The organism is Ruegeria sp. D4 (assembly GCF_056534475.1).
This window is the reverse complement of the sequence record NZ_JBQFPJ010000026.1, coordinates 18446-41475: the sequence shown is the minus strand read 5'-3', so window position 1 is coordinate 41475 and position 23030 is coordinate 18446. Positions and strand designations below refer to the sequence as shown.

Annotated in this window: 26 protein-coding genes; 14 read left to right on the top strand and 12 right to left on the bottom strand. The window is 57.0% G+C overall.

The window, feature by feature from the left end; translation table 11 throughout:
• Positions 1–21: 21 nt before the first annotated feature.
• The 3 genes from ACR0MI_RS22365 to ACR0MI_RS22355 form a co-directional block, all read right to left on the bottom strand.
• Entirely contained in the window at positions 22–1083 is a 1062-nt protein-coding gene (locus ACR0MI_RS22365; RefSeq protein WP_170619808.1) for a YeeE/YedE family protein, read from the bottom strand.
• 43 nt (positions 1084–1126) lie between these two features.
• Positions 1127–1435, bottom strand: coding sequence for a metalloregulator ArsR/SmtB family transcription factor (locus tag ACR0MI_RS22360; RefSeq protein ID WP_170617300.1), 309 nt, complete (start codon positions 1433–1435; stop codon positions 1127–1129).
• Between the two features lie 100 nt (positions 1436–1535).
• Positions 1536–1910 carry a thioredoxin domain-containing protein gene (locus ACR0MI_RS22355; protein WP_170617222.1) on the bottom strand — a complete coding sequence of 125 codons (375 nt, stop codon included), beginning with the start codon at positions 1908–1910 and terminating at the stop codon, positions 1536–1538.
• A gap of 80 nt (positions 1911–1990) precedes the next feature.
• Between ACR0MI_RS22355 and ACR0MI_RS22350 the strand changes: the two genes are divergently transcribed.
• The 14 genes from ACR0MI_RS22350 to ACR0MI_RS22285 all read left to right on the top strand — a co-directional run bounded on the left by ACR0MI_RS22350 (position 1991) and on the right by ACR0MI_RS22285 (position 14687).
• Positions 1991–2731 (top strand): cytochrome c biogenesis protein CcdA, encoded by a 741-nt coding sequence (locus ACR0MI_RS22350; RefSeq protein ID WP_170617224.1) that lies wholly within the window; start codon positions 1991–1993, stop codon positions 2729–2731.
• A 14-nt stretch (positions 2732–2745) separates the two neighbouring features.
• On the top strand, positions 2746–3324 hold the full coding sequence (locus ACR0MI_RS22345; RefSeq protein ID WP_480855624.1) for a thioredoxin family protein: 579 nt from the start codon (positions 2746–2748) through the stop codon (positions 3322–3324).
• Positions 3325–3455: 131 nt separating this feature from the next.
• The gene (gene soxX, locus ACR0MI_RS22340; protein WP_170617228.1) at positions 3456–3932 is read left to right on the top strand and encodes a sulfur oxidation c-type cytochrome SoxX; all 477 of its coding nucleotides are present in this window, start codon (positions 3456–3458) and stop codon (positions 3930–3932) included.
• Between the two features lie 46 nt (positions 3933–3978).
• Positions 3979–4395 carry a thiosulfate oxidation carrier protein SoxY gene (gene soxY, locus ACR0MI_RS22335; RefSeq protein ID WP_170617230.1) on the top strand — a complete coding sequence of 139 codons (417 nt, stop codon included), beginning with the start codon at positions 3979–3981 and terminating at the stop codon, positions 4393–4395.
• A 34-nt stretch (positions 4396–4429) separates the two neighbouring features.
• Entirely contained in the window at positions 4430–4759 is a 330-nt protein-coding gene (gene soxZ / locus ACR0MI_RS22330; RefSeq protein WP_170617232.1) for a thiosulfate oxidation carrier complex protein SoxZ, read from the top strand.
• Positions 4760–4829: 70 nt separating this feature from the next.
• Entirely contained in the window at positions 4830–5675 is an 846-nt protein-coding gene (gene soxA, locus ACR0MI_RS22325) for a sulfur oxidation c-type cytochrome SoxA (RefSeq protein WP_170817378.1), read from the top strand.
• Positions 5676–5762: 87 nt separating this feature from the next.
• Positions 5763–7460 (top strand): thiosulfohydrolase SoxB, encoded by a 1698-nt coding sequence (gene soxB / locus ACR0MI_RS22320; RefSeq protein WP_170617236.1) that lies wholly within the window; start codon positions 5763–5765, stop codon positions 7458–7460.
• Between the two features lie 64 nt (positions 7461–7524).
• Entirely contained in the window at positions 7525–8796 is a 1272-nt protein-coding gene (gene soxC / locus ACR0MI_RS22315) for a sulfite dehydrogenase (protein WP_170817379.1), read from the top strand.
• Positions 8780–9838 (top strand): c-type cytochrome, encoded by a 1059-nt coding sequence (locus ACR0MI_RS22310; RefSeq protein ID WP_170617240.1) that lies wholly within the window; start codon positions 8780–8782, stop codon positions 9836–9838. The genes soxC and ACR0MI_RS22310 overlap by 17 nt, the downstream gene beginning before the upstream one ends.
• 56 nt (positions 9839–9894) lie before the next feature.
• A complete protein-coding gene (locus ACR0MI_RS22305) occupies positions 9895–10548 on the top strand; it encodes a c-type cytochrome (RefSeq protein WP_480442271.1) in 654 nt (217 codons plus the stop codon).
• Positions 10549–10572: 24 nt separating this feature from the next.
• A complete protein-coding gene (locus tag ACR0MI_RS22300; RefSeq protein WP_170617243.1) occupies positions 10573–11835 on the top strand; it encodes an NAD(P)/FAD-dependent oxidoreductase in 1263 nt (420 codons plus the stop codon).
• A gap of 81 nt (positions 11836–11916) precedes the next feature.
• On the top strand, positions 11917–12351 hold the full coding sequence (locus ACR0MI_RS22295) for a DUF302 domain-containing protein (protein ID WP_170617245.1): 435 nt from the start codon (positions 11917–11919) through the stop codon (positions 12349–12351).
• Between the two features lies 1 nt (position 12352).
• On the top strand, positions 12353–13576 hold the full coding sequence (hemA, locus tag ACR0MI_RS22290) for a 5-aminolevulinate synthase (protein WP_170617247.1): 1224 nt from the start codon (positions 12353–12355) through the stop codon (positions 13574–13576).
• Positions 13577–13628: 52 nt separating this feature from the next.
• Positions 13629–14687: a YeeE/YedE family protein gene (locus ACR0MI_RS22285; RefSeq protein WP_170617249.1), complete on the top strand. Its 1059-nt coding sequence runs from the start codon at positions 13629–13631 to the stop codon at positions 14685–14687.
• Between the two features lies 1 nt (position 14688).
• On the opposite strand, the gene ACR0MI_RS22280 is transcribed toward ACR0MI_RS22285, so the two are convergent.
• From ACR0MI_RS22280 to pcaG, 9 genes are all read right to left on the bottom strand, one after another.
• Positions 14689–15633: an MBL fold metallo-hydrolase gene (locus tag ACR0MI_RS22280; protein ID WP_480442251.1), complete on the bottom strand. Its 945-nt coding sequence runs from the start codon at positions 15631–15633 to the stop codon at positions 14689–14691.
• Positions 15630–16556 carry an MBL fold metallo-hydrolase gene (locus ACR0MI_RS22275; protein WP_170817381.1) on the bottom strand — a complete coding sequence of 309 codons (927 nt, stop codon included), beginning with the start codon at positions 16554–16556 and terminating at the stop codon, positions 15630–15632. The genes ACR0MI_RS22280 and ACR0MI_RS22275 overlap by 4 nt, the downstream gene beginning before the upstream one ends.
• Before the next feature lie 135 nt (positions 16557–16691).
• The gene (locus ACR0MI_RS22270) at positions 16692–18083 is read right to left on the bottom strand and encodes a TRAP transporter large permease (RefSeq protein WP_170617253.1); all 1392 of its coding nucleotides are present in this window, start codon (positions 18081–18083) and stop codon (positions 16692–16694) included.
• Complete coding sequence (locus ACR0MI_RS22265) at positions 18076–18573, bottom strand: TRAP transporter small permease (protein WP_170617255.1); 498 nt, start codon at positions 18571–18573, stop codon at positions 18076–18078. The genes ACR0MI_RS22270 and ACR0MI_RS22265 overlap by 8 nt, the downstream gene beginning before the upstream one ends.
• 63 nt (positions 18574–18636) lie before the next feature.
• On the bottom strand, positions 18637–19671 hold the full coding sequence (locus ACR0MI_RS22260) for a TRAP transporter substrate-binding protein (protein WP_170617257.1): 1035 nt from the start codon (positions 19669–19671) through the stop codon (positions 18637–18639).
• A gap of 73 nt (positions 19672–19744) precedes the next feature.
• Positions 19745–20803, bottom strand: a complete 1059-nt coding sequence (locus tag ACR0MI_RS22255; protein ID WP_170617259.1) for a 3-carboxy-cis,cis-muconate cycloisomerase — start codon at positions 20801–20803, stop codon at positions 19745–19747.
• On the bottom strand, positions 20800–21585 hold the full coding sequence (gene pcaD / locus ACR0MI_RS22250; protein ID WP_170617261.1) for a 3-oxoadipate enol-lactonase: 786 nt from the start codon (positions 21583–21585) through the stop codon (positions 20800–20802). Before pcaD ends, ACR0MI_RS22255 begins: the two co-directional genes overlap by 4 nt.
• Positions 21585–22436, bottom strand: a complete 852-nt coding sequence (locus ACR0MI_RS22245; protein ID WP_170619803.1) for a 3-oxoadipate:acetyl-CoA acetyltransferase — start codon at positions 22434–22436, stop codon at positions 21585–21587. Before ACR0MI_RS22245 ends, pcaD begins: the two co-directional genes overlap by 1 nt.
• A complete protein-coding gene (pcaG, locus tag ACR0MI_RS22240) occupies positions 22429–23028 on the bottom strand; it encodes a protocatechuate 3,4-dioxygenase subunit alpha (RefSeq protein WP_170617266.1) in 600 nt (199 codons plus the stop codon). The genes ACR0MI_RS22245 and pcaG overlap by 8 nt, the downstream gene beginning before the upstream one ends.
• Positions 23029–23030: the final 2 nt, after the last annotated feature.

Below are 23030 nucleotides of genomic sequence, written 5' to 3'. Positions count from 1 at the left end.
GGTTGGCGTTGAATTAGGAACTCAACGCTCAGTTATGAAAGACAGCCCTGAGACGAGTTGCCTCAAACCAAGGGCTGCCCCGGCGAAGATCGCAGCGAATGTGACGGGCGCGCTGTAGGCAAGAAGTGAGAAGGCAGAGATGCCTTGTCCAACGCTGCATCCAACCGCGATGACCGCGCCCGGGCCCATGATGGCGGCACCCAGCATTTGCCGCTTGAGTTCACGTGGATCCTCGCACGCTTCCCACCGGAAATGGCCCTTGGACCAGGATCCAAGGAACGCTCCGATGAGAACACCTGAGACCGAACCGACAGCAAAGGAAAGCGTGGTGCCGGACGCCGTCATCAGATAGAGTATCGTGTCACCCAGCGGCTTTGCGAATGTATGGGTCTGCACCGTCTCTCCGTCAAAGCCATGAGACGCAACCCGATACGTTCCAAGCCAACCTGAGGCGACCGCCAGTCCTACGGCTGTGCCCCAAAATACCCGCGACGGGGTGCGGCGAAACCGTTCGTTTGCCAGAGCGAAACCCACCGTGGCGGCGCCGACAAGCGTGCCAATCAACCAGGCCGGAACAGAGGTCAAGCGCTCGGCCAGTAAGCTGATGCTCTGCGGCTGGCCGATATCCATTTCCACAGGAAATACCGAAACCCTGAGATACGCCAAAGGGCCCGACATCGCGACGTATGCTGACAGACCAAGGACAGATACGATTACGAATGATCGGAGGTCACCGCCCCCCAGCCTTGCCAATGCGCCGTAGCCACAGTTTCCACTGATGGCCATGCCGTAGCCGAACAGCAACCCCCCCACGATCGAGCCGAGCGGGTTCCACGATTGTGCAAGATATGTCGTTTCGACGGGATCGAGCCAACCCAACGCCATAGCCACGTGGCTACCGACAATGGCCACACCGATTGCCACCGCCCACATTCGCAACCGCCCATCATCATCCGCGTATAGGTAGTCCTCAATCGCGCCCAACGTGCAGAAACGACCGATACGTGCCGCCAATCCCAACACTATCCCGCCGATCAATCCGATCAGGGCAACGGAATTGGCGTCTCCCAGCAATTCGAACATGGCCAGTCCCCTCCCAAAGCTGGCGGCCTTTCAGACAGGGCCTCTAATTTTCCCTGCAGAAAAGATCGTAAACAACCTCGAGAATCTGTGTCGATCGGTCGTCAGCCAGTCTGTAGTAGATCGTTTTTCCTTCGCGCCGGGTTTTGACCAGACCTTCGAAGCGCAGGCGAGACAGTTGTTGAGAGACCGCAGCCTGCCGAGCCGATAGCATCTCCTCCATCTGGGTGACGGATTTTTCCCCCGAGGACAAATAGCACAGGATCATCAGACGCCCTTCGTGACTGATAGCCTTCAGGAAGTTTGATGCCGTCTGGGCATTTTCCATCATTCGGTCCAGATCTTCCGCACACATGTCCTTCGAGAACACAGGCAGTTTCGATGGTTTGTCCAACAAGAATGCCTCGCTGTCTTGGCTTCACGTATTCAAAACAGTTTATATAATTTGCCGCCAATTAGCCAGAGGTCTCAATCGGTATTCCTGCGTCACGAAGCAAAACACCCAACATGCCCCAGAAAAAGTCCTCGCCCGGGTAGCCTTCAATCCGGCCGACCTCGTGGCCATTGTCCAACAAAACAAAGGTCGGCGTGTAGTAGAGAGGTTTTGTCAGAGAAATACCGTCTGGCAGTGCTGCGTGGATATCGACGCGCTGCAATGGTGCGGTATGTCCTTCGGGCGTTTTCGGGTAGATCTGAGAGATTTCGGAATCCCAACGGGCGCACCATATACACCCATCTTCCTCTGCCATCAGAAGTGTCATTTCGGCCCGCGAAGACACAGGGGAAACAAGCAATGTGATTGCCAGAACAAGCAAGAGTAATTGACGCATCTCAAGCTCCGATTGACCGCAGCATTATATCTTTACTATTTTGAATGTGTGAATGATAGCGTTTTGGGACGGGTTTGACCATGCTCGACATTACATTTGCAGGAGCTTTGGTCGCGGGGCTTTTATCTTTTCTCTCTCCCTGCATCCTGCCGATTGTGCCCTTCTACCTCAGCTATCTGGCGGGTGTCGGGATGGAGCAGATTTCAGCAGGTTCCGCCATTTCGCCCGGCGTCCGTCGCAGGGCCACGTTATCTGCAATCGCATTTGCGGCCGGGATCATCACCGTATTCATGGCTCTCGGAGCGACGGCTTCGATTTTTGGGCAGTTGGTCCGAGAGTATTTTGACATTCTACGCTGGATCGCGGCGGCCATCATCATTGCAATGGGACTGCATTTCCTTGGGCTTGTCCGAATCGGGTTTCTGTATCGCCAGTTTCGCGCGGACATAGGCGAGACGTCGAATATAAGCCTGATCGGAGCCTACGTTCTTGGACTGGCCTTTGCTTTTGGCTGGACACCCTGCGTCGGACCGGTGCTTGCGGCAATCCTGTTTACGGCGGCAGGTACCGAGACGGCCTGGCGTGGTGCAATGCTTTTGTTCGTCTACGGTGCAGGAATGACCGCGCCGTTTGTTCTGGCGGCCTTTTTGGTTCGCCCGTTCATGCAATGGATGGCGCGGTTCAGGAAGCATTTGCCTTTGATCGAAAAGGCAATGGGCGGGCTGCTGATTCTCTTCGGCGTGCTGATTGCAACCAACTCTATCAACCTCATCGCCCAGTGGATGCTGGACCATATGCCCTGGCTCGCGGCGATTGGCTAAGACAGGAGGAAGACATGAACCGAGTATTACTTTTCCTGGCAGCGTGCCTGTTGGGTGGGGCAGTTTCCGCTGCGGAACTGGGCGACGACGGCTTGCACAAAACGCCGTGGATGCGCGATACGTTCAAGGACCTCGGCGAGGACCTTGAAGAGGCTTCAAGTGAAGGTAAGCGCTTGGTTTTATTCATTGAACAACAAGGCTGCATCTATTGCAAAAAGATGCATGATGAGGTTTTTCCCCAGCCTGATCTGGCGGTGTATATCGAAGACAACTTCTTTGTGGTCCAATTGGATTTGCATGGAAGCACCACCGCCACCGACTTTGACGGGGAAGAAAATGAGCAAAGAGCGCTGATGCGCAAGTGGGGGATTCTGTTCACCCCGACGCTTGTTTTTCTGCCGGAAGAGGTGCCCGAGGACGTCACAGCCATCAATGCGGCGGTTGCCGTCATGCCAGGCGCGTTCTCCAAAGGAACAACCCTGGATCTTTTTACTTGGGTCAATGAGAAACGATACGAACTTGATAATGGTGAAGATTTTCAACGATACCATGCGCGGCGCATTCAGGAGCGAAACAATATTTCGCAGGACTGAGCGATAGCGTTACAAATAAAAAAATTCATTTTGATGAATTTAATGTTGCGACGAACCCTGCCCGTCGACTACGGTACACCAAAGCTTTGGGCCGCAAAGCGCCATCGGCGCGGTAGCAAATGGGAGGGATCATGAAGCTGAGACTCTTAACTTTGGTCTGCGCAATGACAGGTGTCGCCGCTTATGCGGCAGGCACAGGCCCGAAAGACGTAGCCTATGATGATTATGGTGCAATCGAGGTCTCTCTGACTGGCGTTGCAGGTGATGCCGAAAACGGTGCGATCATCGTCGGAGACAAGTCCAAGGGCAACTGCGTGGCCTGCCATGCGGTTACGGCCTTGGCGGAAATTCCGTTTCATGGAGAAGTTGGACCGATGCTGGACGGAGCTGGTGATCGTTGGAGCGAAGCAGAACTTCGCGGTTTGGTCGCAAATGCCAAGATGACGTTTGAAGGAACGGTCATGCCCGCCTTCTACAAGGATGACGGCTATATTCGCCCCGGCGACGCCTATACCGGCAAAGCTCCGTCAGCGCCTTTGACGACGATCCTCACCGCGCAGGAGATCGAGGATGTGGTCGCATTTCTGGCGACCCTGAAAGAGGAATGATCACGCGTTAAGGCGTGAAATTGCGAGAATCCGAAGGAGATTGAAAATGGAACTTTCTCGTCGCGAGACTCTGGCCCTTGGCCTGAGCGCCGCGTTCCTGACACTGATGCCGCTCCGCGCCAATGCGGCCGCCGAAGATGCCATCGCGGCGTTTACCGGCGGGGCGGACATGGCGGACGGTGGTGTCACCCTTACGGCGCCGGAAATTGCCGAGAATGGCAATACTGTACCGATTGAAGTCAGTGCGCCGGGTGCTTCCGCAATTCTGATCGTGGCGGCAGGTAACCCCGAGCCGGGCGTTGCCACGTTCAATTTCGGCCCTCTGGCGGCCGAACAGGCTGCTTCCACGCGCATTCGGCTTGCCGGAACGCAGGACGTCATTGCCGTGGCCAAGATGGCGGATGGCAGCTTTGCCAAGGCATCCGCGACCGTAAAAGTGACAATTGGCGGCTGCGGCGGCTGATCGCCACGCGCCCTGAAGAACAGGAGTTCAACCAATGGCATCCGGTGTAAAACCCCGCGTCAAGGTTCCCAAGACTGCCGCTGCTGGCGAAACGATCACGATCAAAACGCTGATCAGCCACAAAATGGAAAGCGGTCAGCGCAAAGACAAAGAAGGAAATGTCATCCCGCGTTCGATCATAAACCGTTTCACCTGCGAGTTTAACGGTGAACTGGTCGTTGATGTGACGATGGAGCCGGCGATTTCGACAAACCCGTACTTCCAGTTCGAAGCAACTGTGCCCGAGGCCGGTGAGTTTGTCTTCACATGGTACGACGATGACGGTTCTGTCTACGACGAAAAGAAATCGATCGAGATCGCCTGACGGCTCGACCGCTAAGGCAGGTCAGCGCCGGTTATGAGTTCTGGCGCTTGTCCACCAAGGGAGGAACGTAATGAAAACTAAGGCACTTACGGCGATTGCAGCTATTCTGGCTTTCCCAATGGCGGCGGTGGCCGAACCAGACGGCGACAATCTCGTGATCAACGACGAGCTGGATATGATCTCGGTAACCGCGGCACCGGCGCATGTCGAAAACTTCGACAAGATCTATTCGGGGTGGCATTTCCGAACCGATGAAACCCAGGCGCTTCAAATCGACGATTTTGACAATCCGGCGATGATCTTTGTCGACCAGGCGGCGGACCTGTTCCAGGCGGCCGATGGTGCCGCTGGTGAAAGCTGTGCCTCGTGCCATGATGGCGTGGAAAGCTTCAAGGGGCTGCAGGCGTCCATGCCCAAGGTCGATGCCGAAAGCGGCAAGCTGATGGTTATGGAAGATCTGATCAACAAGTGTCGTAGGGATCGCATGGAAGCCGATGCCTGGAAATGGTCCGGCGGCGACATGCAGGGTATGGTCGCGCTGATTGGTCTGCAGTCACGCGGGATGCCGATGAACGTCGCTATTGATGGCGATGCCGCCCCCTATTGGGAGCAGGGTAAGGAAATGTACTACACCCGCTATGGCCAGTTGGAACTGAGCTGCGCCAATTGTCATGAGGACAACTGGGGCAACATGATCCGGGCGGATCACCTGAGCCAGGGTATGATCAACGGATTTCCGACCTACCGCCTGAAACAGGCCAAGCTGATTTCGCGCCACAATCGTTTCCGTGGCTGTATTCGCGATACGCGGGCGGAAACCTTTGCCGAAGGATCGGATGAGTTCCGCGCGCTGGAGCTTTATGTTGCTTCACGTGGCAACGGGCTGTCGGTCGAAACTCCGGCCGTGCGTCAATAACACTGAACCCGCGCAAGAGATGTCTTGCGCGGGTTTTCGACTGATTAAACATTCACACATTTATATGTGAAATAGGAAAGCCGATAGATGATTTCGCGACGTGACTTCCTGCAGGTTTCGATGGCCGCTTCCGCGCTCTATGGGGCGTCCGGGTTTGGAAACTGGGCCAGACTTGCCGCGCAGCAAAGCCTGACGCAGGATCAGCTGCTGGAGTTTGAGACTTTTGGCAATATCAGCCTGATCCATGTCACCGACATACACGCGCAACTCAAGCCGATCTATTTCCGCGAACCCGAAGTCAATCTGGGTATCGGCGACGCGCGCGGGCACATGCCGCATGTGACGGGTGCCGCGTTTCGCAAAGCCTACGGGATCGAGGATGGAAGCCCGTCTGCCTATGCACTGACCTACAATGATTTCGCGGCGCTGGCGAAGACCTATGGCCGGGTCGGTGGTCTGGACCGGGTCTCGACAGTCATAAACGCTATCCGCGCTGACCGCCCTGATGCCCTGCTTCTGGACGGCGGCGATACGTGGCACGGCTCTTACACCTGCTACCAGACGGCTGGGCAGGACATGGTCAATGTCATGAACGCGCTGAAACCTGACGCGATGACATTCCATTGGGAATTCACCCTGGGCAGCGACAGAGTCAACGAAATCGTCGAAGGTTTGCCCTTTGCCGCCCTGGGCCAGAACATCTTTGACGCCGAATGGGACGAACCCGCCGAGCTGTTCCAACCCTACAAGTTCTTTGACCGGGGCGGCGCAAAGGTCGCCGTGATCGGGCAGGCATTCCCCTACATGCCAATCGCCAACCCGGGCTGGATGTTCCCGGAATACTCTTTCGGTATTCGGGACGAAAACATGCAGGCCATGGTCGACGAAGTGCGCGATGCCGGTGCCGATGTTGTCGTTGTCCTCAGCCACAATGGGTTCGACGTTGACAAAAAGATGGCCGCACGGGTGCAGGGGATCGACGTGATCCTCAGCGGTCACACCCATGATGCGTTGCCCGAGCCAGTTCTGGTTGGCAAGACCCACATCGTCGCGTCGGGTTCGAATGGCAAATTCGTCAGCCGCGTGGACCTGGATGTGCGGGATGGCCAGATGATGGGGTTGAAGCACAAGCTGATCCCGATCTTCTCGGACGTTATCGCCCCAGATCCTGCCATTTCCGCCTTGATCAACGATCAACGGGCACCTTTCGAAACGGCATTGAGCAAGGTCATCGGTAAGACCGACTCGCTGCTTTACCGCCGGGGCAACTTTAACGGCACCTGGGATGATCTGATCTGCGATGCCCTGATCAACCAGCGCGAGGCGGACATCGCGATGTCGCCCGGCGTCCGTTGGGGGCCGTCGATCCTGCCGGGGCAGGACATTACCCGCGAAGACATCTGGAACGTCACCTCGATGTCCTATCCGAACGCGTATCGCACGGAAATGACGGGCGAATTCATCCACGTCATCCTCGAAGATGTCGGTGACAACCTGTTCAACCCTGATCCCTATTACCAGCAGGGCGGCGACATGGTGCGTGTCGGCGGGCTTGGCTACCGCATCGACGTAACCAAACCGCAAGGCCAGCGGATCAGTGAAATGACCCTGCTCAAGACCGGCGAGGCGATTGATCCGTCGAAAACCTACGTCGTGGCGGGTTGGGCCAGCGTCAACGAGGGCACCGAAGGCCCACCCATTTGGGATGTCGTCGAAAACCACATTCGCGGCCAGGGCACCGTGACCGTCGAGCCGAATACATCGGTCGATGTCATCGGCGCCTGAGGCCGCGGCCGGAACTTGCAACACATAAACAAAATTTGCTGATCGAGTAACGGAGGCAAACACGATGAGTGAAAACTCCAGAGAAAAGGCACCCTCCCGCCGCCAATTTCTAAGTGGCGCGGCCGCAGTTGGAGTAGGAGCAGTCGGCGCCGGAGCAGCGCGCGCTGCCGGCCCCGATCCGCTGATTACCAAGGTTCAGGAATGGGCACAGGCCACTGGTGAGGGCGTGGATGCGACCCCCTACGGGTTGCCGATCCAGTTTGAAGACGACGTCGTGCGCCGCAATGTCGAGTGGCTGACCGCCGACACGATCAGTTCGATAAACTTCACACCGATCCACGCGTTGGACGGTACAATCACGCCGCAGGGTTGCGCGTTCGAAAGGCATCATTCAGGCGCCATCGAACTGAGCAAGGCGGACTACCGCCTGATGATCAACGGGTTGGTCGATACACCCCTTGTGTTCACCTACGAAGACCTTGAACGCTTCCCGCGAGAGAACCGCGTTTATTTCTGCGAGTGCGCTGCAAATACAGGTATGGAGTGGGCCGGTGCGCAACTGAATGGTGCGCAGTTCACCCATGGAATGATCCACAATATGGAATATTCCGGCGTATCGCTTCGCACCCTGCTGGAAGAGGCCGGCGTGAAGCCCGAAGGCAAGTGGGTTTACGTTGAAGGGGCGGATGCATCCTCGAACGGGCGCTCGATCCCGCTGGAAAAGGCCATGGACGACGTGCTCGTGGCCTTCAAGGCCAATGGCGAGGCGTTGCGCAAGGAACATGGCTATCCGGTTCGCCTGGTCGTCCCCGGTTGGGAAGGCAACATGTGGGTCAAATGGCTGCGCCGCGTCGAGGTCACGGAAATGGCGATTGAGAGCCGCGAGGAGACTTCGAAATACACCGACACGCTGGAAGACGGCACATCCCGCAAATGGACCTGGGTCATGGACGCCAAGTCCGTTGTAACGTCGCCCAGTCCACAGGCTCCGATCAAGCACGGACCGGGACCCTTGGTGATCACGGGGTTGGCCTGGTCTGGAAGAGGCTCGATCACGGGTGTCGACGTTTCCGTGGACGGGGGCAAGAACTGGATTCCGGCCCGACTGGCAGCGCCCGGTACGGACAAGGCGCTGACCCGCTTTTATCTGGACTACAACTGGGACGGGTCCGAAATGCTTCTGCAGGCCCGCGCGAAGGATTCCACAGGCTATGTCCAGCCAAGCAAGCCCCAACTGCGTGAAGTGCGCGGCGAGAATTCAATTTACCACAACAATTGCATCCAGACCTGGTGGATCAAAGAGACCGGAGAGGCGGAAAATGTCGAAGTATCCTGAGCTGTTAGCCGCCTCCGCCCTTGCTTTATGTTTGGCCGTACCGGCTTATGCCGAAAAATTCGGGCTTGGACGGCCAGCACTGTCAGAAGAGATTGCGGCGTGGGATCTGGACGTCGCTCCGGACGGAACCGGTTTGCCGGAGGGTTCTGGTGACGTGTTCACCGGAGAAGAGGTCTTTGCCGAGCAATGCGCGATCTGCCACGGCGATTTCGCGGAAGGCGTGGACAACTGGCCCAAACTGGCGGGCGGCGAAGGCACACTGGCCGACAAGGACCCTCTGAAAACAGTCGGGTCCTATTGGCCCTATCTTTCGACGGTCTGGGACTATGTGAACCGGTCCATGCCCTTCGGAAACGCACAGTCGCTGGAAACGGATGATGTCTATGCGATGGTGGCCTATATCCTTTATTCCAATGACATCGTCGATGACGAGTTTACTCTGTCGCACGAGAATTTCCTCGAAGTCGAAATGCCGAATGCAGGCGGTTTCATCGTGGATGATCGTGAAACCGCTGAGGCCCATTTCTGGACCAGCAAACCTTGCATGACCGATTGCAAGGAAAGCGTGGAAATCACGATGCGCGCGGCTGTTTTGGATGTTACGCCTGAAGAAACCGCAGCAAAGGCGACCGAGGCGCAGCCTTCGGTTCAGGAAGCATCGGTGGAGGTCGAAGAGAAACCGGCGGAAGCTACAGCAGTAGAACAAACCGCCGCACTTGATCCCGAGATGATCGAAAGCGGAAAGAAAGTTTTCAAGAAGTGCCAATCCTGTCATCAGGTCGGTGAAAGTGCCAAGCACCGGACGGGCCCGGCCTTGAATGGGATTATCGGAGCAAATGCCGGTGCTTTCGAAGGGTTCAAATACTCCAAGGCAATGAAGGCGGCCGCCGATGACGGCCTCGTCTGGACTGACGAAGAAATGGCGGCGTTTCTGGCAAAGCCCAAAGCCTACATGAAGGGGACGCGAATGTCTTTCGCGGGACTTAAGAAAGAGGACGATATCCAGGCGGTCATTGTCTATCTCAAGTCGTTCGGAGGCTGACCATGGGGTGGCCGAAGGTACTGAGTTGTGCTGCGGTCTTGGGTGGTCTTGCACCTATGGCAAGCGCAACCGAGGACCTGGGCGATGCGGACGCCGGGAAAGCTGTGTTCGCGCAGTGTAAAGGCTGCCACGAGGTCGGTGACGGGGCTGAAAACAAGATCGGTCCACATCTGAACGGAATCTTCGGCCGCAAGGCCGCCGGGCTGGATGGCTTCAACTATTCGAAAAGCCTGAAACGTGCGGGAAATTCGGGCCTGGAATGGCACGCAGACACCCTGTCGGCTTACATCGAAAACCCACGTGCCTTTGCGTCAGGAACACGGATGAGTTTTCGCGGTTTGAAGACCGCGGAAGACAGGGCCAACGTTATCGCATATCTTCGGGCGTTTTCGGACAATCCCCGGGATATTCCCGAAGCGGATCCAACGGCTAAAAGTACCGATCGCTCGGTCGATCCGGCGATTCTGGCGATCCAGGGTGATCCTGAATACGGCGCATATCTCAGCAGCGAATGTACGACATGCCATCAGATCCAAGGGGCCGACGATGGCATTCCCTCGATCGTGTATTGGCCTGATGAGGACTTCGTGGTCGCCATGCACGCATACAAGCAAAAGCAGCGGCCCCATCCGGTCATGCAAATGATCGCCGGACGGCTAAGCAACGACGAGATCGCGGCCTTGGCCGCCTATTTCAACAATCCAGAATAAAAGTGACTAAGGGGAGGAAACGCGATGACAATCAATAGACGTGCATTTCTTGGAACCGCCGGGGCAATTGCCGCCGGGCTGTCCGCTCCGATGGTACTGGCGCAAGGCAAGCCACGTGTCGTGGTTGTTGGCGGCGGCGCCGGTGGGGCAACCGCTGCACGCTACATTGCCAAGGATAGCAAAGGCGAAATCGATGTAACTCTGATCGAGCCGTCCAGAACGTACTACACCTGTTTCTTCTCGAACCTTTATTTGGGAGGGTTTCAGGAGCTTTCGGATATTGCACACAGCTACGGCACGCTGGCCGCGGACTATGGCATCAACGTGGTTCATGATTGGGCGGTTGGCGTGGATCGCGACGCAAAGACCGTGTCCCTGGCGGGGGGTGGATCCGTCCCGTATGACAAGCTGATCCTGAGCCCGGGTATCGATTTCGTCGATGGCGCGGTCGAGGGTTGGGATATCTCCGCACAAAACAAGATGCCGCACGCATATAAGGCCGGTTCCCAGACCGAACTCCTGAAAGCGCAGGTAATGGCAATGCCCGAAGGCGGGATCTTTGCAATGGTCGCCCCGCCGAATCCCTACCGTTGCCCTCCCGGGCCGTACGAGCGCGTTTCAATGGTCGCGCATGTTTTGAAGGCGAACAATCCGACAGCAAAAATTATCGTAGCTGATCCGAAACCGAAGTTTTCCAAGATGTCACTGTTTCAGGAAGGCTGGGCAAACCACTACGAAGGGACGGTAGACTGGATCGGTGAAGACTTCGGCGGCGGCAACGTGTCGGTGAATCCGGACGCGATGACTGTGACCATCGACGGTGAAGTGACCAAGGTCGATGTCTGCAATGTGATCCCGGCGATGAAAGCGGGGCGCATCGCGGAAATGGCGGGTGTGACCGACGGAAACTGGGCGCCTGTCAATGCGGCGGACATGTCCTCGAAAGCCGATCCGGACATTTATGTTCTTGGTGATGCCAGCCAGCAGGGCGACATGCCGAAATCCGGTTTCTCGGCCAACAGTCAGGCGAAGGTTTGTGCAAATGCCGTACGAGGCGCGCTGACCGGGTCGAAAGTGTTTCCGGCCAAGTTTTCGAACACGTGCTGGTCGCTCATCGATGCAGATGACGGGGTCAAAGTCGGTGCCACGTACGAAGCGACGCCCGAGAAGATCGCCAAGGTGGATGGTTTCATCAGTCAGACAGGCGAAAACACAGACCTTCGGAAAGCAACCTACGAAGAGTCGCTTGGTTGGTACGCGGGTATCACCTCGGACATGTTTGGCTAAAGGACTGGGGGGGGGTTGACCGGTGTCAAAGGCCCCACAGCACAACCTGAGAGAATGCGGTTCACGAGGAGGATCACGATCATGAAACACTTTATCGCTACGGCCGCGCTTTCCGCTGTCTTGGCAAGCCAGGCGCTTGCGGAAGCGATCATAACCACTCCCTTCGACGGAAGTTTTGACGATGCCACCTTCGCCGTGGAGTCCGCGATCGTGGGACAGGGACTGGTCATCGACTATGTCAGCCATGTCGGTGAAATGCTGAACCGAACAGGCTCTGACGTCGGCAGCGACAAACAGATTTTTTCGGCCGCAGATATCTTCATCTTCTGTTCAGCAAAGATCTCGCGTGAGGTGATGGAAGCCGACCCAATGAATATCGGCTACTGCCCCTACGGAATTTTTGTGGCCGAGAACGATAGCGGCGTGATGGTGGGATACCGAAGCTATCCTGACGGTCCGATGCAAAAGGTCCAGACCCTGTTGTCCGAGATCGTCGAAGAGGCCGTTGGAAACTGAAATGGACTACCAGCAGTGCATTCGCGACCAGCTTGATAAGCTGAAGGAAGAAGGGAACTACCGGGTCTTCGCTGATCTGGAACGTCAGTGTGGCAAATTCCCAACTGCCCGAAGCCACACGAAGAACAGTCCTGAGAATGTAGCCGTTTGGTGTTCGAACGATTATCTCGGGATGGGCCAGCATCCCAAAGTCCTCGCCGCCATGCATCAGGCCATTGACAGCTGTGGTGCCGGGGCTGGCGGAACACGGAATATCTCGGGAACCACGCACGAGCATGTGTTGCTGGAACAAGAACTTGCAGACCTGCATGGCAAGGAAGCGGCGTTGTTGTTCACGTCCGGCTACGTGTCGAACTGGGCTGCTTTGGGCACTTTGGCATCCAAGATCCCCGGTATCACTGTTCTGTCCGACGAGTTGAACCACGCTTCGATGATCGAGGGCATACGCCATAGTCGCTGCAACAAGCGGATCTGGAAGCACAACGACCTCGCGGACCTTGAAAGGCACCTTGCGGACCTGCCGGCCAATACCCCGAAGCTCATCGCGTTCGAGAGTGTTTATTCGATGGACGGCGATATTGCACCGATTGCCGAGATTTGCGATCTGGCGGATCGCTATGGCGCGATGACATATCTGGATGAGGTTCACGCCGTCGGACTTTACGGCCCACGCGGAGGTGGCATTGCCGAACGCGAAGGTCTGATGGACCGTCTGACCGTCATCGAAGGAACATTGGGCAAAGCGTTCGGCGTAGTCGGCGGATACATCGCGGCCTCCCATGACCTTGTCGACTTTGTTCGGTCTTTTGCCAGTGGGTTCATATTCACCACCGCGCTGCCCCCTGCCGTGGCAGCTGGTGCGGCGGCCTCTGTTCGTCATCTGAAGCAGAGCAAAGCGGAGCGGCATTTGCACCGGCAACGCGTGCAGGAAGTCAGAAACAGGCTGGACGATCTGGGCATTCCACACACACCCAACCCAAGCCACATCATCCCGGTCATGGTTGGCGACCCGATCAAATGCCGCTTTATATCAGACGTTCTGATGCGCGATTTCGGGATCTATATCCAGCCCATCAACTACCCAACCGTCCCGAAGGGAACTGAACGTTTGCGGATCACTCCGTCGCCCGTGCATTCACCGGAAGACATCGACAGGTTGGTAGCCGCTTTGGGCGAGCTTTGGACGCAATGCCAACTGGCTCGAACGCCGATGGCCGCGCAATAGTAATTTGACGAAAGACAAAGACGAACAATCAACGAGGTGAGAGTTTCTGTCCATGGAGAGGCTCATCGATCTGCTGGGAGACCCGGGCGCGCTGGCATTTGCCGGAGCGCTTGTCGGCCTCCTATTCGGTGTGACCGCCCAGAAATCCCACTTCTGTTTGCGCGCCTCGACCGTCGAGGTCGCTGAAGGTGAGTTCGGGCCACGGCTTGCGGTTTGGCTGATTGCCTTCTCCGCAGCGCTGACTCTGGTGCAGGGGTTTGTCTCGTTCGGATGGCTGGACCTGTCCGGGGCGCGTGCGATTGCATCGACGGGAAGTCTCAGCGGTGCGGTAATTGGCGGTGCAATGTTCGGGGTTGGAATGGTTCTGTCGCGCGGGTGCGCCTCACGCCTGTTGGTTCTGGCGTCCAGCGGGAACCTGCGTGCCCTTGTAGCGGGGTTGATTCTGACCTTGGTGGCTCAGGCGGCCTACACCGGTGTTCTCAGCCCGGCGCGCGAGGCGCTTTCCGGCATCTGGACCATCGCTGGAGGCGCGCCGCGTGATCTGTCCAAGATAATTGGGTTTTCTCCGGTGATTTACGCAAGCCTTGCGTCCTTCGGTTTGGCCCTGGCAATTGCATTTGCAATCCGCCGGAATGTCACGATCACCAAGATCGTATCCGCAGCAGGAGTTGGGGTGGCGGTTGCATTTGGCTGGTTGATGACATTTGCAATCGCGCAAGCGTCTTTTGAAGTTGTGCCCGTGTCCTCGGTCACCTTCACGGGCCCCTCCACAGATACACTGATGGCATTGGTTGCAGAGCGTAATGTCGTGCTGTCCTTCGGTATCGGCCTTGTTCCGGGTGTGGCCATCGGTGCAGCGGGATCTGCCATACTTGCCGGAGAGTGGAAGATTGAACGGTTTGGCCCGGATACACCGATGGAACGCTACCTGGTCGGGGCCGTTCTTATGGGTTTCGGAGCGATGCTGGCAGGCGGCTGCGCCGTTGGGGCCGGTTTGTCTGGTGGGTCAGCCCTGTCATCGACCGCATGGCTCGCCGTCTTCTTCATGTGGGTTGGGGCGATCAGCACGCACAGATTGCTGATGCGGTTGCCCGTTCCACAGCAGTCCTGAACTATTCGAATTCCATCTGCTCAAAAACACGTCCGGCGTTTTTTGTTGCCAGTTCTTCAAACGTATCCAGTTGGGCATAAGGCGACTGATCGACGTAGTAGGCCTCGGCCAGATCGCCACCGGCATCCATGTGCTCCTGAACCTTGCCGCGCAGGTAAATCAGATAATCGCGCGTATAGCGGCGTACCTGATCCATGTTTGTCGGGTGGCCGTGCCCGGGAATGACATATGTGGCATTCAAGGCTTCGAACTCATTGTCCCAGGTCTCAAGCCAATCGGCCGTATAGGTCTCCTGAAAGATCGGCAGCATACGCTCGTGGAAGGCCATGTCGCCTGCGATGACAAGGCTTTGGTTGGGCAACCAGATCGAAATATCACCGGGACTGTGTGCCGGTCCAAGGTATTTCGCCTCAATGCGATAGTCGCCCAGCTCGACCACATATTCGTCGTCGAATGTTTCGGTCGGGCCAGCCAGGAACGTCCCTTCGGATTTGTCCTTGTTGTACTCTTGCATCCCCTGCAGGATCTGGGCGCCGTATTCCTCAAACTCTGCCGCTGCATCCGAGTGTGCGATGATTGGAACGCCAAGTTCTGACCAGTAGGCATTGCCAAGCATCGCGTGCCCCTGACCGTTCTCGTTAAAGACCAGTTTGACCGGCTGATCCGTGATCGCCTGGATTTCCTTGTGAAGCGCTTCGGCAAGTACATAGGCCGCACCACCGTTTACAACGACCACGCCCTCACCTGTTACGATGAAGCTGAGGTTGTTATTGTGACCGGAGTTTTCATAGGTGGGCGGAGCAGTTGCGCCAATGGCAGAATAGACGCCGGGAATGTATTCGACCGGTTTGGAATACAGCACGCTTTGCGGGTATTGATCTGCAATATCTTCGCTGGCCCAGGCTGGTGTGGCCAAGGCAACGGCAATCACGAACGATCGCATCATGAAGGCTCTCCAATGAATTGATATACGGAGCCGGTCTTTTCGACCCGGCCAATCCCACCGTTCGGCAGGTGAAAGCCAATGATTTTCATTTGCTCCTGAGAAATCTGATCCAGCAGTGATGTGCGCGCAGTTGCTGCAGCTTCAGGGTCCTGATCAGTACCACTGTGCCAGTCCGGGCGTTCGAACGCGACATGCGGATTCCCGAGCGCATCGCCGACGATCATGACGGCCTCGGTTCCATTGCGAATTTCAAATGCCATATGGCCGGGCGTGTGCCCATAACTTGCCCGAGCGGCGATACCGGGAAGGATCTCCTGACCGTCGTCAAAGAACGCGACCTGATCCTCAATCGCCTCCATGCGTCGCTTTGCGCCCACGGCAAACGCGGCGCGATCTTCCCCTATCGACCCTACCGTTGAAGGGTTCCACCAATAGTCCCATTCCTTGCGACCAAAGTGGTGTGCGGCGTTGGGAAAAAGCAGATCGTCGAAGTCGTCCAAAACGCCCCAAAGGTGATCCGGGTGCGCGTGGGTAAAGATCACCTGAGTTACGTCTTCAGGCGCCAGGCCAATTGTTTCAAGAGTTTCCAGAAGCTTGCCGGACGTCGGCATGAAATCAGACCCCGCCCCAACATCGAACAACACCGTGTTTTCATTGTCGCGGTAAAGTGCAACGTTGCACTCCGGCTCGTACTTGGTCGTGTCCACCTTATTGCGGTTCAGAAGCTGCTTCAGCTCTTTATTCGGCATGGATCCGAACACCATCTCCGGCGGCAACGACAGGTGCCCGTCTGACACTGTTGATATCCGGGCCGAAGTACCAAGCTGCAGCTCGGCGAGTGCAATCCTGGATTGAGCACCCAATGCCGTCAGGCATGCGGCGTGAAACAAGAAAGTGCGTCGGGACCATGCATTCTCACTCATACACAATCACTAAAATGAATATTTTAATTTGTAAACGGCGAAAAGGAATTTGGTGCCGTGCCGTTTTCCTCAAAATCACAGCGCATCTAAGTCGGAGATACTGCGCAAGCGTCCAAAACAGGTATCAAAACTTGCTTAGCCCCCGATGAGTGCCGGCACCGCTAGCGTCAGGGCCGGTATCGACAGGATCAATGCAACCCGTACGACCTCGGCACCAAGAAAGGGAAAGACGCCCCGGAACACCGTGCCCATGGACGTATCCCTTTCAAGCGACGAAATGATGAACACGTTCAACCCGACGGGGGGCGTTATCAACCCTAGTTCCACAACGATCAGCGCCAGTATTCCAAACCAGATCTTGAGGTTATCGGCGTCCATTCCGAACGCCGCCGTCTCGACCGTGGCGTACTCGCCCCCATTCAACGCAATCAGGGTCGGCCAGAAAAACGGGACCACCACAAGGATCATTGCCAAGCTTTCCATGAAGCAGCCAAGAATGACAAAGAGGCACAGCATGATCACAAGGATCAGCATCGGATCCATACCACTGGTTGCGGCCCAGTCGGACAAGGCCTGCGGCAGCTGAGTGCGGGCAAAAAAGCCTTTCAGAACTTCGGCGCCAAAAAGGATCAGGTAGATCATTCCACTGGTGATTGCCGTGGCGCGAATGGCCTTCAACAACCCGGAAAACGCCAATCCTTCGCCCGTAAAAACCCGCAGCGCAAAACCGTAGGCCGTTATCACAAAAACCCCAATGCTGGCGGCGGGTGTTGGCGTGAACAGACCAAAGCCCAGACCCAGTATGATGGCACCGAAAATCAGAATAACGGGCCAGAGGCGACGTATAGCCAGTTTTCGTTCAACCGGATCCATCTGCGTCGGCTCTGGCGCCAGCGATGGTTTCATCCTCACCTGAATGGCAATCACGGCGATAAAACCCAGAACGGCCAATATCCCTGGCACGATAGCGGCCTGAAACATCCGCAGGATCGAGCCTTCCACGATGATCGCATAGATCACCAGGGCTACCGATGGCGGGATCAGAATTCCCAAGGTCCCTCCGGCGGCCAGTGATCCTGAGGCAAGACTGGGCGCATATCCCAGCCGTTTCAGTTCGGGCAACGAAACGCGCCCCATCGTGGCTGCGGTCGCCAGAGAAGACCCGCAAACTGCACCGAAACCACCGCAAGCCGCGACCGCAGCCATCGCAACGCCACCGCGCAAACGCGACATGAGCGCTTCGAGGCCTTTGAAGAGATCAGTGGATAGTCGCGCTTCGGCCGCAACATAGCCCATCAGGACAAACAGCGGGACGACGGAAAGGTCATAGTTGGCCACGTTTTCCCACAACAGGCTTTTGAATTGCTTCAGGTAGGGCACGAACCGGATGTAACTGACAGATTGGCTCAGCACCCACGTGCCGCCAATCCCCACAACGATCATCGCGATCCCGACGGGCATCCGAAGCAGCAGTAGGACGAAAAGAACGATCAGGCCAAGAATGCCGATGGAAATGGGATCAAGCATCTGCGGCGCCCTCGAATGCCTGAGACACCGCGATCAAAGCCCACAGGATCATCGACAGCAGGCCGGGGAAATAGAATGGCCAGGTCGGCCACCCCAGAACGCTGGTCACCACCTCGTCCGAGCGTACTTCGAGCATACCGAAAACCATCCAGTAGCTTAAAAACACAGCGACAATGACGGTGACCCCCAACCAAAGAAGATCGAAGCCGCGCTGCACGGCCTTCGGCAAGTGATCCATCAGCAAATCCACTGACACATGGCCTCGGTTTTCCTGGCAGTAGGGAAAGAACATCAAGGCTGCGCAGCTGATTGCCAGCTGAACAAAATCCTCATAGCCCGGCAGGCCCGACACATCCGCGCCAAACGCCCCGGCAAACCGATCGAGGATGAAGGCAAAAGCATTCGTTGTGGTGACGGCGACAATCGCAAGCAGGATGACGCCGCCGAGCAATGCAAAAGCATCCGCCAGCCGTTTCAGAACCACGCGCATTCTCATATTCCCGAGGCTTCACAAACGACCGGGCGATCATCGGACCGCTCGGTCGGTTTCCAATCATTTGCCAGACTGGGCTGCGGCAATTGCCGCGCGGGCTTTGTCGACGAGGGCAGCACCATCAATGCCCTTCTCGCTCACCTCGTCAATCCAACGCTGGACGATCTGTTCGCTCACGGCGTTGAACTTGGCCGCTTCTTCGTCGGACAACACGATCCGTTCTACACCTGCGTCTTCAAGTGCCTCGGTGCCGCTTTCTTCGAAACCTTCCCAATTGGACCCGACCTCGCGCGCGACATTGGCGCCTGAATTGGCGTCGATAACGGCCTTAAGGTCATCCGGCAGCGCTTCGTAGGCGTCTTTGTTCATCGCCACCATGAAGGTCGCGGTGCCAAAGCGGTCTCCGTTCGGCAGTTCCGTTATGGACTTGTCCAGTTCCTGCAATTTCAGGGGTCGCACGATTTCCAGCGGGATCAGCGCGCCATCCACAACGCCTTTCGACATGGCTTCGGGCAAGGCTGGCACGGGCATGCCAACCGGTTCCGCACCAATGCCTTCGATCACCCACGCGCCCGTACGGCTGGGGGTCCGCAGCTTCATCCCCTTTGCGTCTTCCAGAGTGCGCACCGGGTCGGACGCCGAATGTATGACATTCCCATCATGGGTGTGCAGAAAGATGACGTGGACGTCATCGAAGTCTTCCGCGAGCATCTCCATCGAGGCGTTCATGGCGACCGTTGTATCCGTCGCAGAGCCTGCGTGTACAAGCGGCAGCTCGAAAACTTCGGTGCGCGGAAAGACACCCGGCGTGTATCCCAGGACTGTCCAGACAATATCGGCAGACCCATCACGCACTTGGCTGAACAGTTCAGGTGGTTTGCCACCCATCGACATTGACGGGAAGATTTCAATCGCAATCCTGCCATCGCTGTCGGCAGTGATCTTATCGGCCCATGGCTGCAGCATGCCTTTGTGCGCCGCTGCGACTGGCGGCAGGAAGTGATGCATCGTCAGCGTCACTTCCTGGGCCAGGCTGGCTGTTGCTGAAACGGCCAGGGCGGCCAGTGAACTCAGCAAGGATTTCCTTATGGTCATGATTTCTCCTCCTCCGTTGTGTCGTGATGGCGCAGTTCGGTGTTTGGCGTTCGGCGCGATGTCTGCCTCGCGCCTATTCCCGCACCCCCATTGAATCAATTTGCGCGCACAGGGCATTCGCTGCAGAAAGCGATCTGGCCGTGCACCTGGCCATGTTTGGCAACAGCATCCATTCCAGCGACCAGGCGCTTCCTGAACGTTCCTGTTCATGCACAAGCGCCTGATGCATCCCGGATACTTGCGTGGCATTGAAGCGCGCCAGCGTCACCAGCAATTCGGCAAGAATTGGGTTCTGTTTGTGCGGCATGGCTGATGACCCACCGCCGCCCGAAAGCTTGATTTCGTCGACACCTTGCTGCGCCATCAAGCAGATGTCTTGCCCTATTTTTCCAATCGAACCGGAAATAAGCGACAACAGATTTGCATAATCGGTGACGGTTGCGCGATCTGAATGCCAGTTGCGGCTGGGTGGGCGCAGCGACAACGCTTTGGCAACAAAGGCTGCCAGGTCGCGATGCTTTTCACCAATGGCCTGTCCATCCCCGACTGCCCCGCCCCATTGTAGGCGCTCGACACTCTTGCGCATCTGTTCGATGCGATCGCCGTGCTCGATCAACGGCGCTTGCCAGTTCTCGATCCGGTGCCCGATCGAGATCGGCAATGCGGCCTGCATCCGTGTGCGGCCCATCATCTTGTTGCTGCCGAACCGGCGGCCCAGACTACCCAATCGCTCGGTCAGGGTCGACAGGCGATCCGCGATCAGATCTGAGTTTTCGCGCATTGTCATTGCCAGCGCTGTATCCATCACATCCTGTGAGGTTGTGCCGGTATGGATCGCACCGTCCAATTGCCCGGCCTCGGCCTTCAGACCACGCACAAATGCGGGAATTGGCATCCCGTCTTTTAAGGTTCCGGCCTGCAAATCCCGAAGGTCCGGATTGGCGCGCTCAATCAACTCGGCGGCGGCCCGGGCCTGGTCCTCTGGTACGACGCCAATGGCGCCAAGTCCGCGGGAATAAGCGGCTTCGAAGGCAAGCATATGGGTCAGTGTACGTTCGGCTGACCAGATCGCCTCGGCGTCCTGATCGCCAAAAAGGCCCGACAACCAAGGATGATTGAACACGTCACTCATGCCACACGACCCAATAGTGCCCGGATCTGACCCGCGACAAATCCCGGCGCTTCTACGCATGGCAAATGCCCGACATCCGGCAAAATATGCCGCTCTGCGCCTTTGATGAGGTCGGCCAAAGCCTCTACAAGTTCGGGCGGCGTTGCCTGATCTTCACGCCCACCGATACAGATGGTGGGTACTTTGATCTGGCTGGTTGTTTCGGCAAGATCCGCATCCCGAATGGCCTCGCAGGTCGCGACATAACCTTCGGCAGGTATGCGTGTCAGCATGTTCCGGTAACCGGCCACAGCATCGGGGTGCTCGGCTCGGAAACGGTTGGAGAACCAACGTTCCATTACCGTGTCGGCGATGGCATCGATACCGGATTCACGCACAGCCTGAATGCGCGTATTCCAAACCTCGTCATCCCCAATTTTCGTGCCGGTATTGCTCAGGATAAGCCCGGCCACAAGATCGGGGCGTCGGTGGGCAATGCGCTGAGCGATCAGTCCACCGACCGAAACACCGCACAGAATTGCATGACGCCAACCCAACATGTCCATCAGATCGGCAACATCTTCGGCCAGCGTATCAATTGAAGTTGCGGCGCAATCCGACAGGCCATGCCCGCGCTTGTCCCAAAGAAGGCATTCTGTTTTGCCCAGACCTGCCACGACTTCCCGCCAGATGCGATAATCCGTTCCCAAAGAGTTCAGAAAGACAACAGGCACTCTGCCGACACCGTGGTTTGCCACTTCGTAGTGCAAGATTACGTCACGGGGTCTGGCGAAGCTCGGCATCAGGCGGCGACCTCTCGCAACCCAAGGATTGCGCGCGCCTGCGCGACAGTCGCGACAGGGCGTGCGTGCGTTTCGCAGATTTCGACAGCTCGACGAACCAACGCTGCATTCGAGGGGGCAAGCGTGGTTCTGTTCAGGCGCACATTGTCCTCAAGCCCCGTTCGAACATGCCCGCCGGAAACAACGGACCACTCGTTCAACACGATCTGATTTGCCCCGACGCCCGCCGCACACCATGGCACATCCCCCCAAAGGCGGCGCACTGTATGCACGTAGAAATCAAAAACCTCACGATCAACGGGCATGGCGTTTTTCACGCCCATGACAAACTGGACATAGGGCACATCCCTGATTTGACCTGCCTTATGCATTTTGGCCGCTTGAAAGATATGAGACAGGTCGAACGCCTCGATCTCTGGCCTGACATCGTACTTCACCATCTCGCTGGCCAGCCATTCGACAAGATCAGGTGGGTTTTCATAAACGCGGGTCGGAAAGTTGTTCGATCCGACGGACAAGGACGCCATGTCCGGCCGCAGCGGCAACATGCCACCACGGGCGGAGCCCGCCCCGGACCGCCCACCCGTCGAAAGCTGCACGATCATGCCGGGACAGTGGGTTTCGATCCCTTCTTTCAACGCGGCAAAAAGATCGGGGTCCGAAGTAGGTTTGCCTTCCTCATCGCGCACATGGCAATGGGCGATGGCAGCACCGGCCTCAAAAGCCTCCTGTGTGCTTTCAACCTGTTCCGACACGCTGATCGGAATAGCCGGGTTGTCCGCCTTGGTCGGAACCGAGCCGGTGATTGCCACGCAAATAATACACGGGTTTTGTTTTGTTTCGTCAGACATCGAAGAACACCGTTTCATTTTCCCCCTGCAAGCGAATGTCGAACCGATAGCCATCCGGGGTTCTTTCAGCTATCAGGGTTTGCCGCCGGTCAACCTGTTCGATCAGATTCAGAACCGGATCAACCGAATTGGCGGCTTCTTCTTCCGGGAAATAGAGCCGCGTGTTCAGCCCAACATTTATGCCGCGGGCTACCAGCCACACGCTGATGTGCGGAGCCATTGGCCTGCCATCCCGATACGGAACAGAGCCGGGCTTGACTGTTTCAACGATCCACTCTCCGGATTCAAAATCGGGTATGATACGGCCCCATCCACGAAAACCGGGCTCAACCTCGCCCTGCCCGGGGTAAATCCCCTTTGCATTGGCTTGCCAGACTTCGATCAGAACATCCTTGACCGGCGCGCCGATGCCATCCAGCACCCTGCCCCGAATAGTGATCCGCTCACCTTCGGCCTGCGCGCCGACAACGTCCCGGCCCAATTCCTGCCGGTAGATGTCAAACCCTGCATCCCCCGGGGCCAGGCCAATGTGAACGTAGGGTCCGGCCGTTTGCGATGGGGTTTCTTTCAGATAGTCGAGCTTCTGAACCATGA

Excerpts from the sequence above, each read along its gene's own strand:
- ACR0MI_RS22280 (WP_480442251.1), bottom strand. The coding sequence starts at position 15,633 with ATGATGCGATCGTTCGTGATTGCCGTTGCCTTGGCCACACCAGCCTGG.
- ACR0MI_RS22245 (WP_170619803.1), bottom strand. The coding sequence starts at position 22,436 with ATGTCTGACGAAACAAAACAAAACCCGTGTATTATTTGCGTGGCAATC.
- soxC (WP_170817379.1), top strand. The coding sequence starts at position 7,525 with ATGAGTGAAAACTCCAGAGAAAAGGCACCCTCCCGCCGCCAATTTCTA.
- ACR0MI_RS22260 (WP_170617257.1), bottom strand. The coding sequence starts at position 19,671 with ATGACCATAAGGAAATCCTTGCTGAGTTCACTGGCCGCCCTGGCCGTT.
- pcaG (WP_170617266.1), bottom strand. The coding sequence starts at position 23,028 with ATGGTTCAGAAGCTCGACTATCTGAAAGAAACCCCATCGCAAACGGCC.
- pcaD (WP_170617261.1), bottom strand. The coding sequence starts at position 21,585 with ATGCCGAGCTTCGCCAGACCCCGTGACGTAATCTTGCACTACGAAGTG.
- ACR0MI_RS22300 (WP_170617243.1), top strand. The coding sequence starts at position 10,573 with ATGACAATCAATAGACGTGCATTTCTTGGAACCGCCGGGGCAATTGCC.
- ACR0MI_RS22310 (WP_170617240.1), top strand. The coding sequence starts at position 8,780 with ATGTCGAAGTATCCTGAGCTGTTAGCCGCCTCCGCCCTTGCTTTATGT.
- soxZ (WP_170617232.1), top strand. The coding sequence starts at position 4,430 with ATGGCATCCGGTGTAAAACCCCGCGTCAAGGTTCCCAAGACTGCCGCT.
- ACR0MI_RS22295 (WP_170617245.1), top strand. The coding sequence starts at position 11,917 with ATGAAACACTTTATCGCTACGGCCGCGCTTTCCGCTGTCTTGGCAAGC.
- ACR0MI_RS22255 (WP_170617259.1), bottom strand. The coding sequence starts at position 20,803 with ATGAGTGACGTGTTCAATCATCCTTGGTTGTCGGGCCTTTTTGGCGAT.
- soxX (WP_170617228.1), top strand. The coding sequence starts at position 3,456 with ATGAAGCTGAGACTCTTAACTTTGGTCTGCGCAATGACAGGTGTCGCC.
- ACR0MI_RS22285 (WP_170617249.1), top strand. The coding sequence starts at position 13,629 with ATGGAGAGGCTCATCGATCTGCTGGGAGACCCGGGCGCGCTGGCATTT.
- ACR0MI_RS22360 (WP_170617300.1), bottom strand. The coding sequence starts at position 1,435 with ATGTGTGCGGAAGATCTGGACCGAATGATGGAAAATGCCCAGACGGCA.
- ACR0MI_RS22275 (WP_170817381.1), bottom strand. The coding sequence starts at position 16,556 with ATGAGTGAGAATGCATGGTCCCGACGCACTTTCTTGTTTCACGCCGCA.
- ACR0MI_RS22355 (WP_170617222.1), bottom strand. The coding sequence starts at position 1,910 with ATGCGTCAATTACTCTTGCTTGTTCTGGCAATCACATTGCTTGTTTCC.
- ACR0MI_RS22365 (WP_170619808.1), bottom strand. The coding sequence starts at position 1,083 with ATGTTCGAATTGCTGGGAGACGCCAATTCCGTTGCCCTGATCGGATTG.
- ACR0MI_RS22345 (WP_480855624.1), top strand. The coding sequence starts at position 2,746 with ATGAACCGAGTATTACTTTTCCTGGCAGCGTGCCTGTTGGGTGGGGCA.
- soxY (WP_170617230.1), top strand. The coding sequence starts at position 3,979 with ATGGAACTTTCTCGTCGCGAGACTCTGGCCCTTGGCCTGAGCGCCGCG.
- hemA (WP_170617247.1), top strand. The coding sequence starts at position 12,353 with ATGGACTACCAGCAGTGCATTCGCGACCAGCTTGATAAGCTGAAGGAA.
- ACR0MI_RS22305 (WP_480442271.1), top strand. The coding sequence starts at position 9,895 with ATGGCAAGCGCAACCGAGGACCTGGGCGATGCGGACGCCGGGAAAGCT.
- soxB (WP_170617236.1), top strand. The coding sequence starts at position 5,763 with ATGATTTCGCGACGTGACTTCCTGCAGGTTTCGATGGCCGCTTCCGCG.
- ACR0MI_RS22270 (WP_170617253.1), bottom strand. The coding sequence starts at position 18,083 with ATGCTTGATCCCATTTCCATCGGCATTCTTGGCCTGATCGTTCTTTTC.
- ACR0MI_RS22265 (WP_170617255.1), bottom strand. The coding sequence starts at position 18,573 with ATGCGCGTGGTTCTGAAACGGCTGGCGGATGCTTTTGCATTGCTCGGC.
- ACR0MI_RS22350 (WP_170617224.1), top strand. The coding sequence starts at position 1,991 with ATGCTCGACATTACATTTGCAGGAGCTTTGGTCGCGGGGCTTTTATCT.
- soxA (WP_170817378.1), top strand. The coding sequence starts at position 4,830 with ATGAAAACTAAGGCACTTACGGCGATTGCAGCTATTCTGGCTTTCCCA.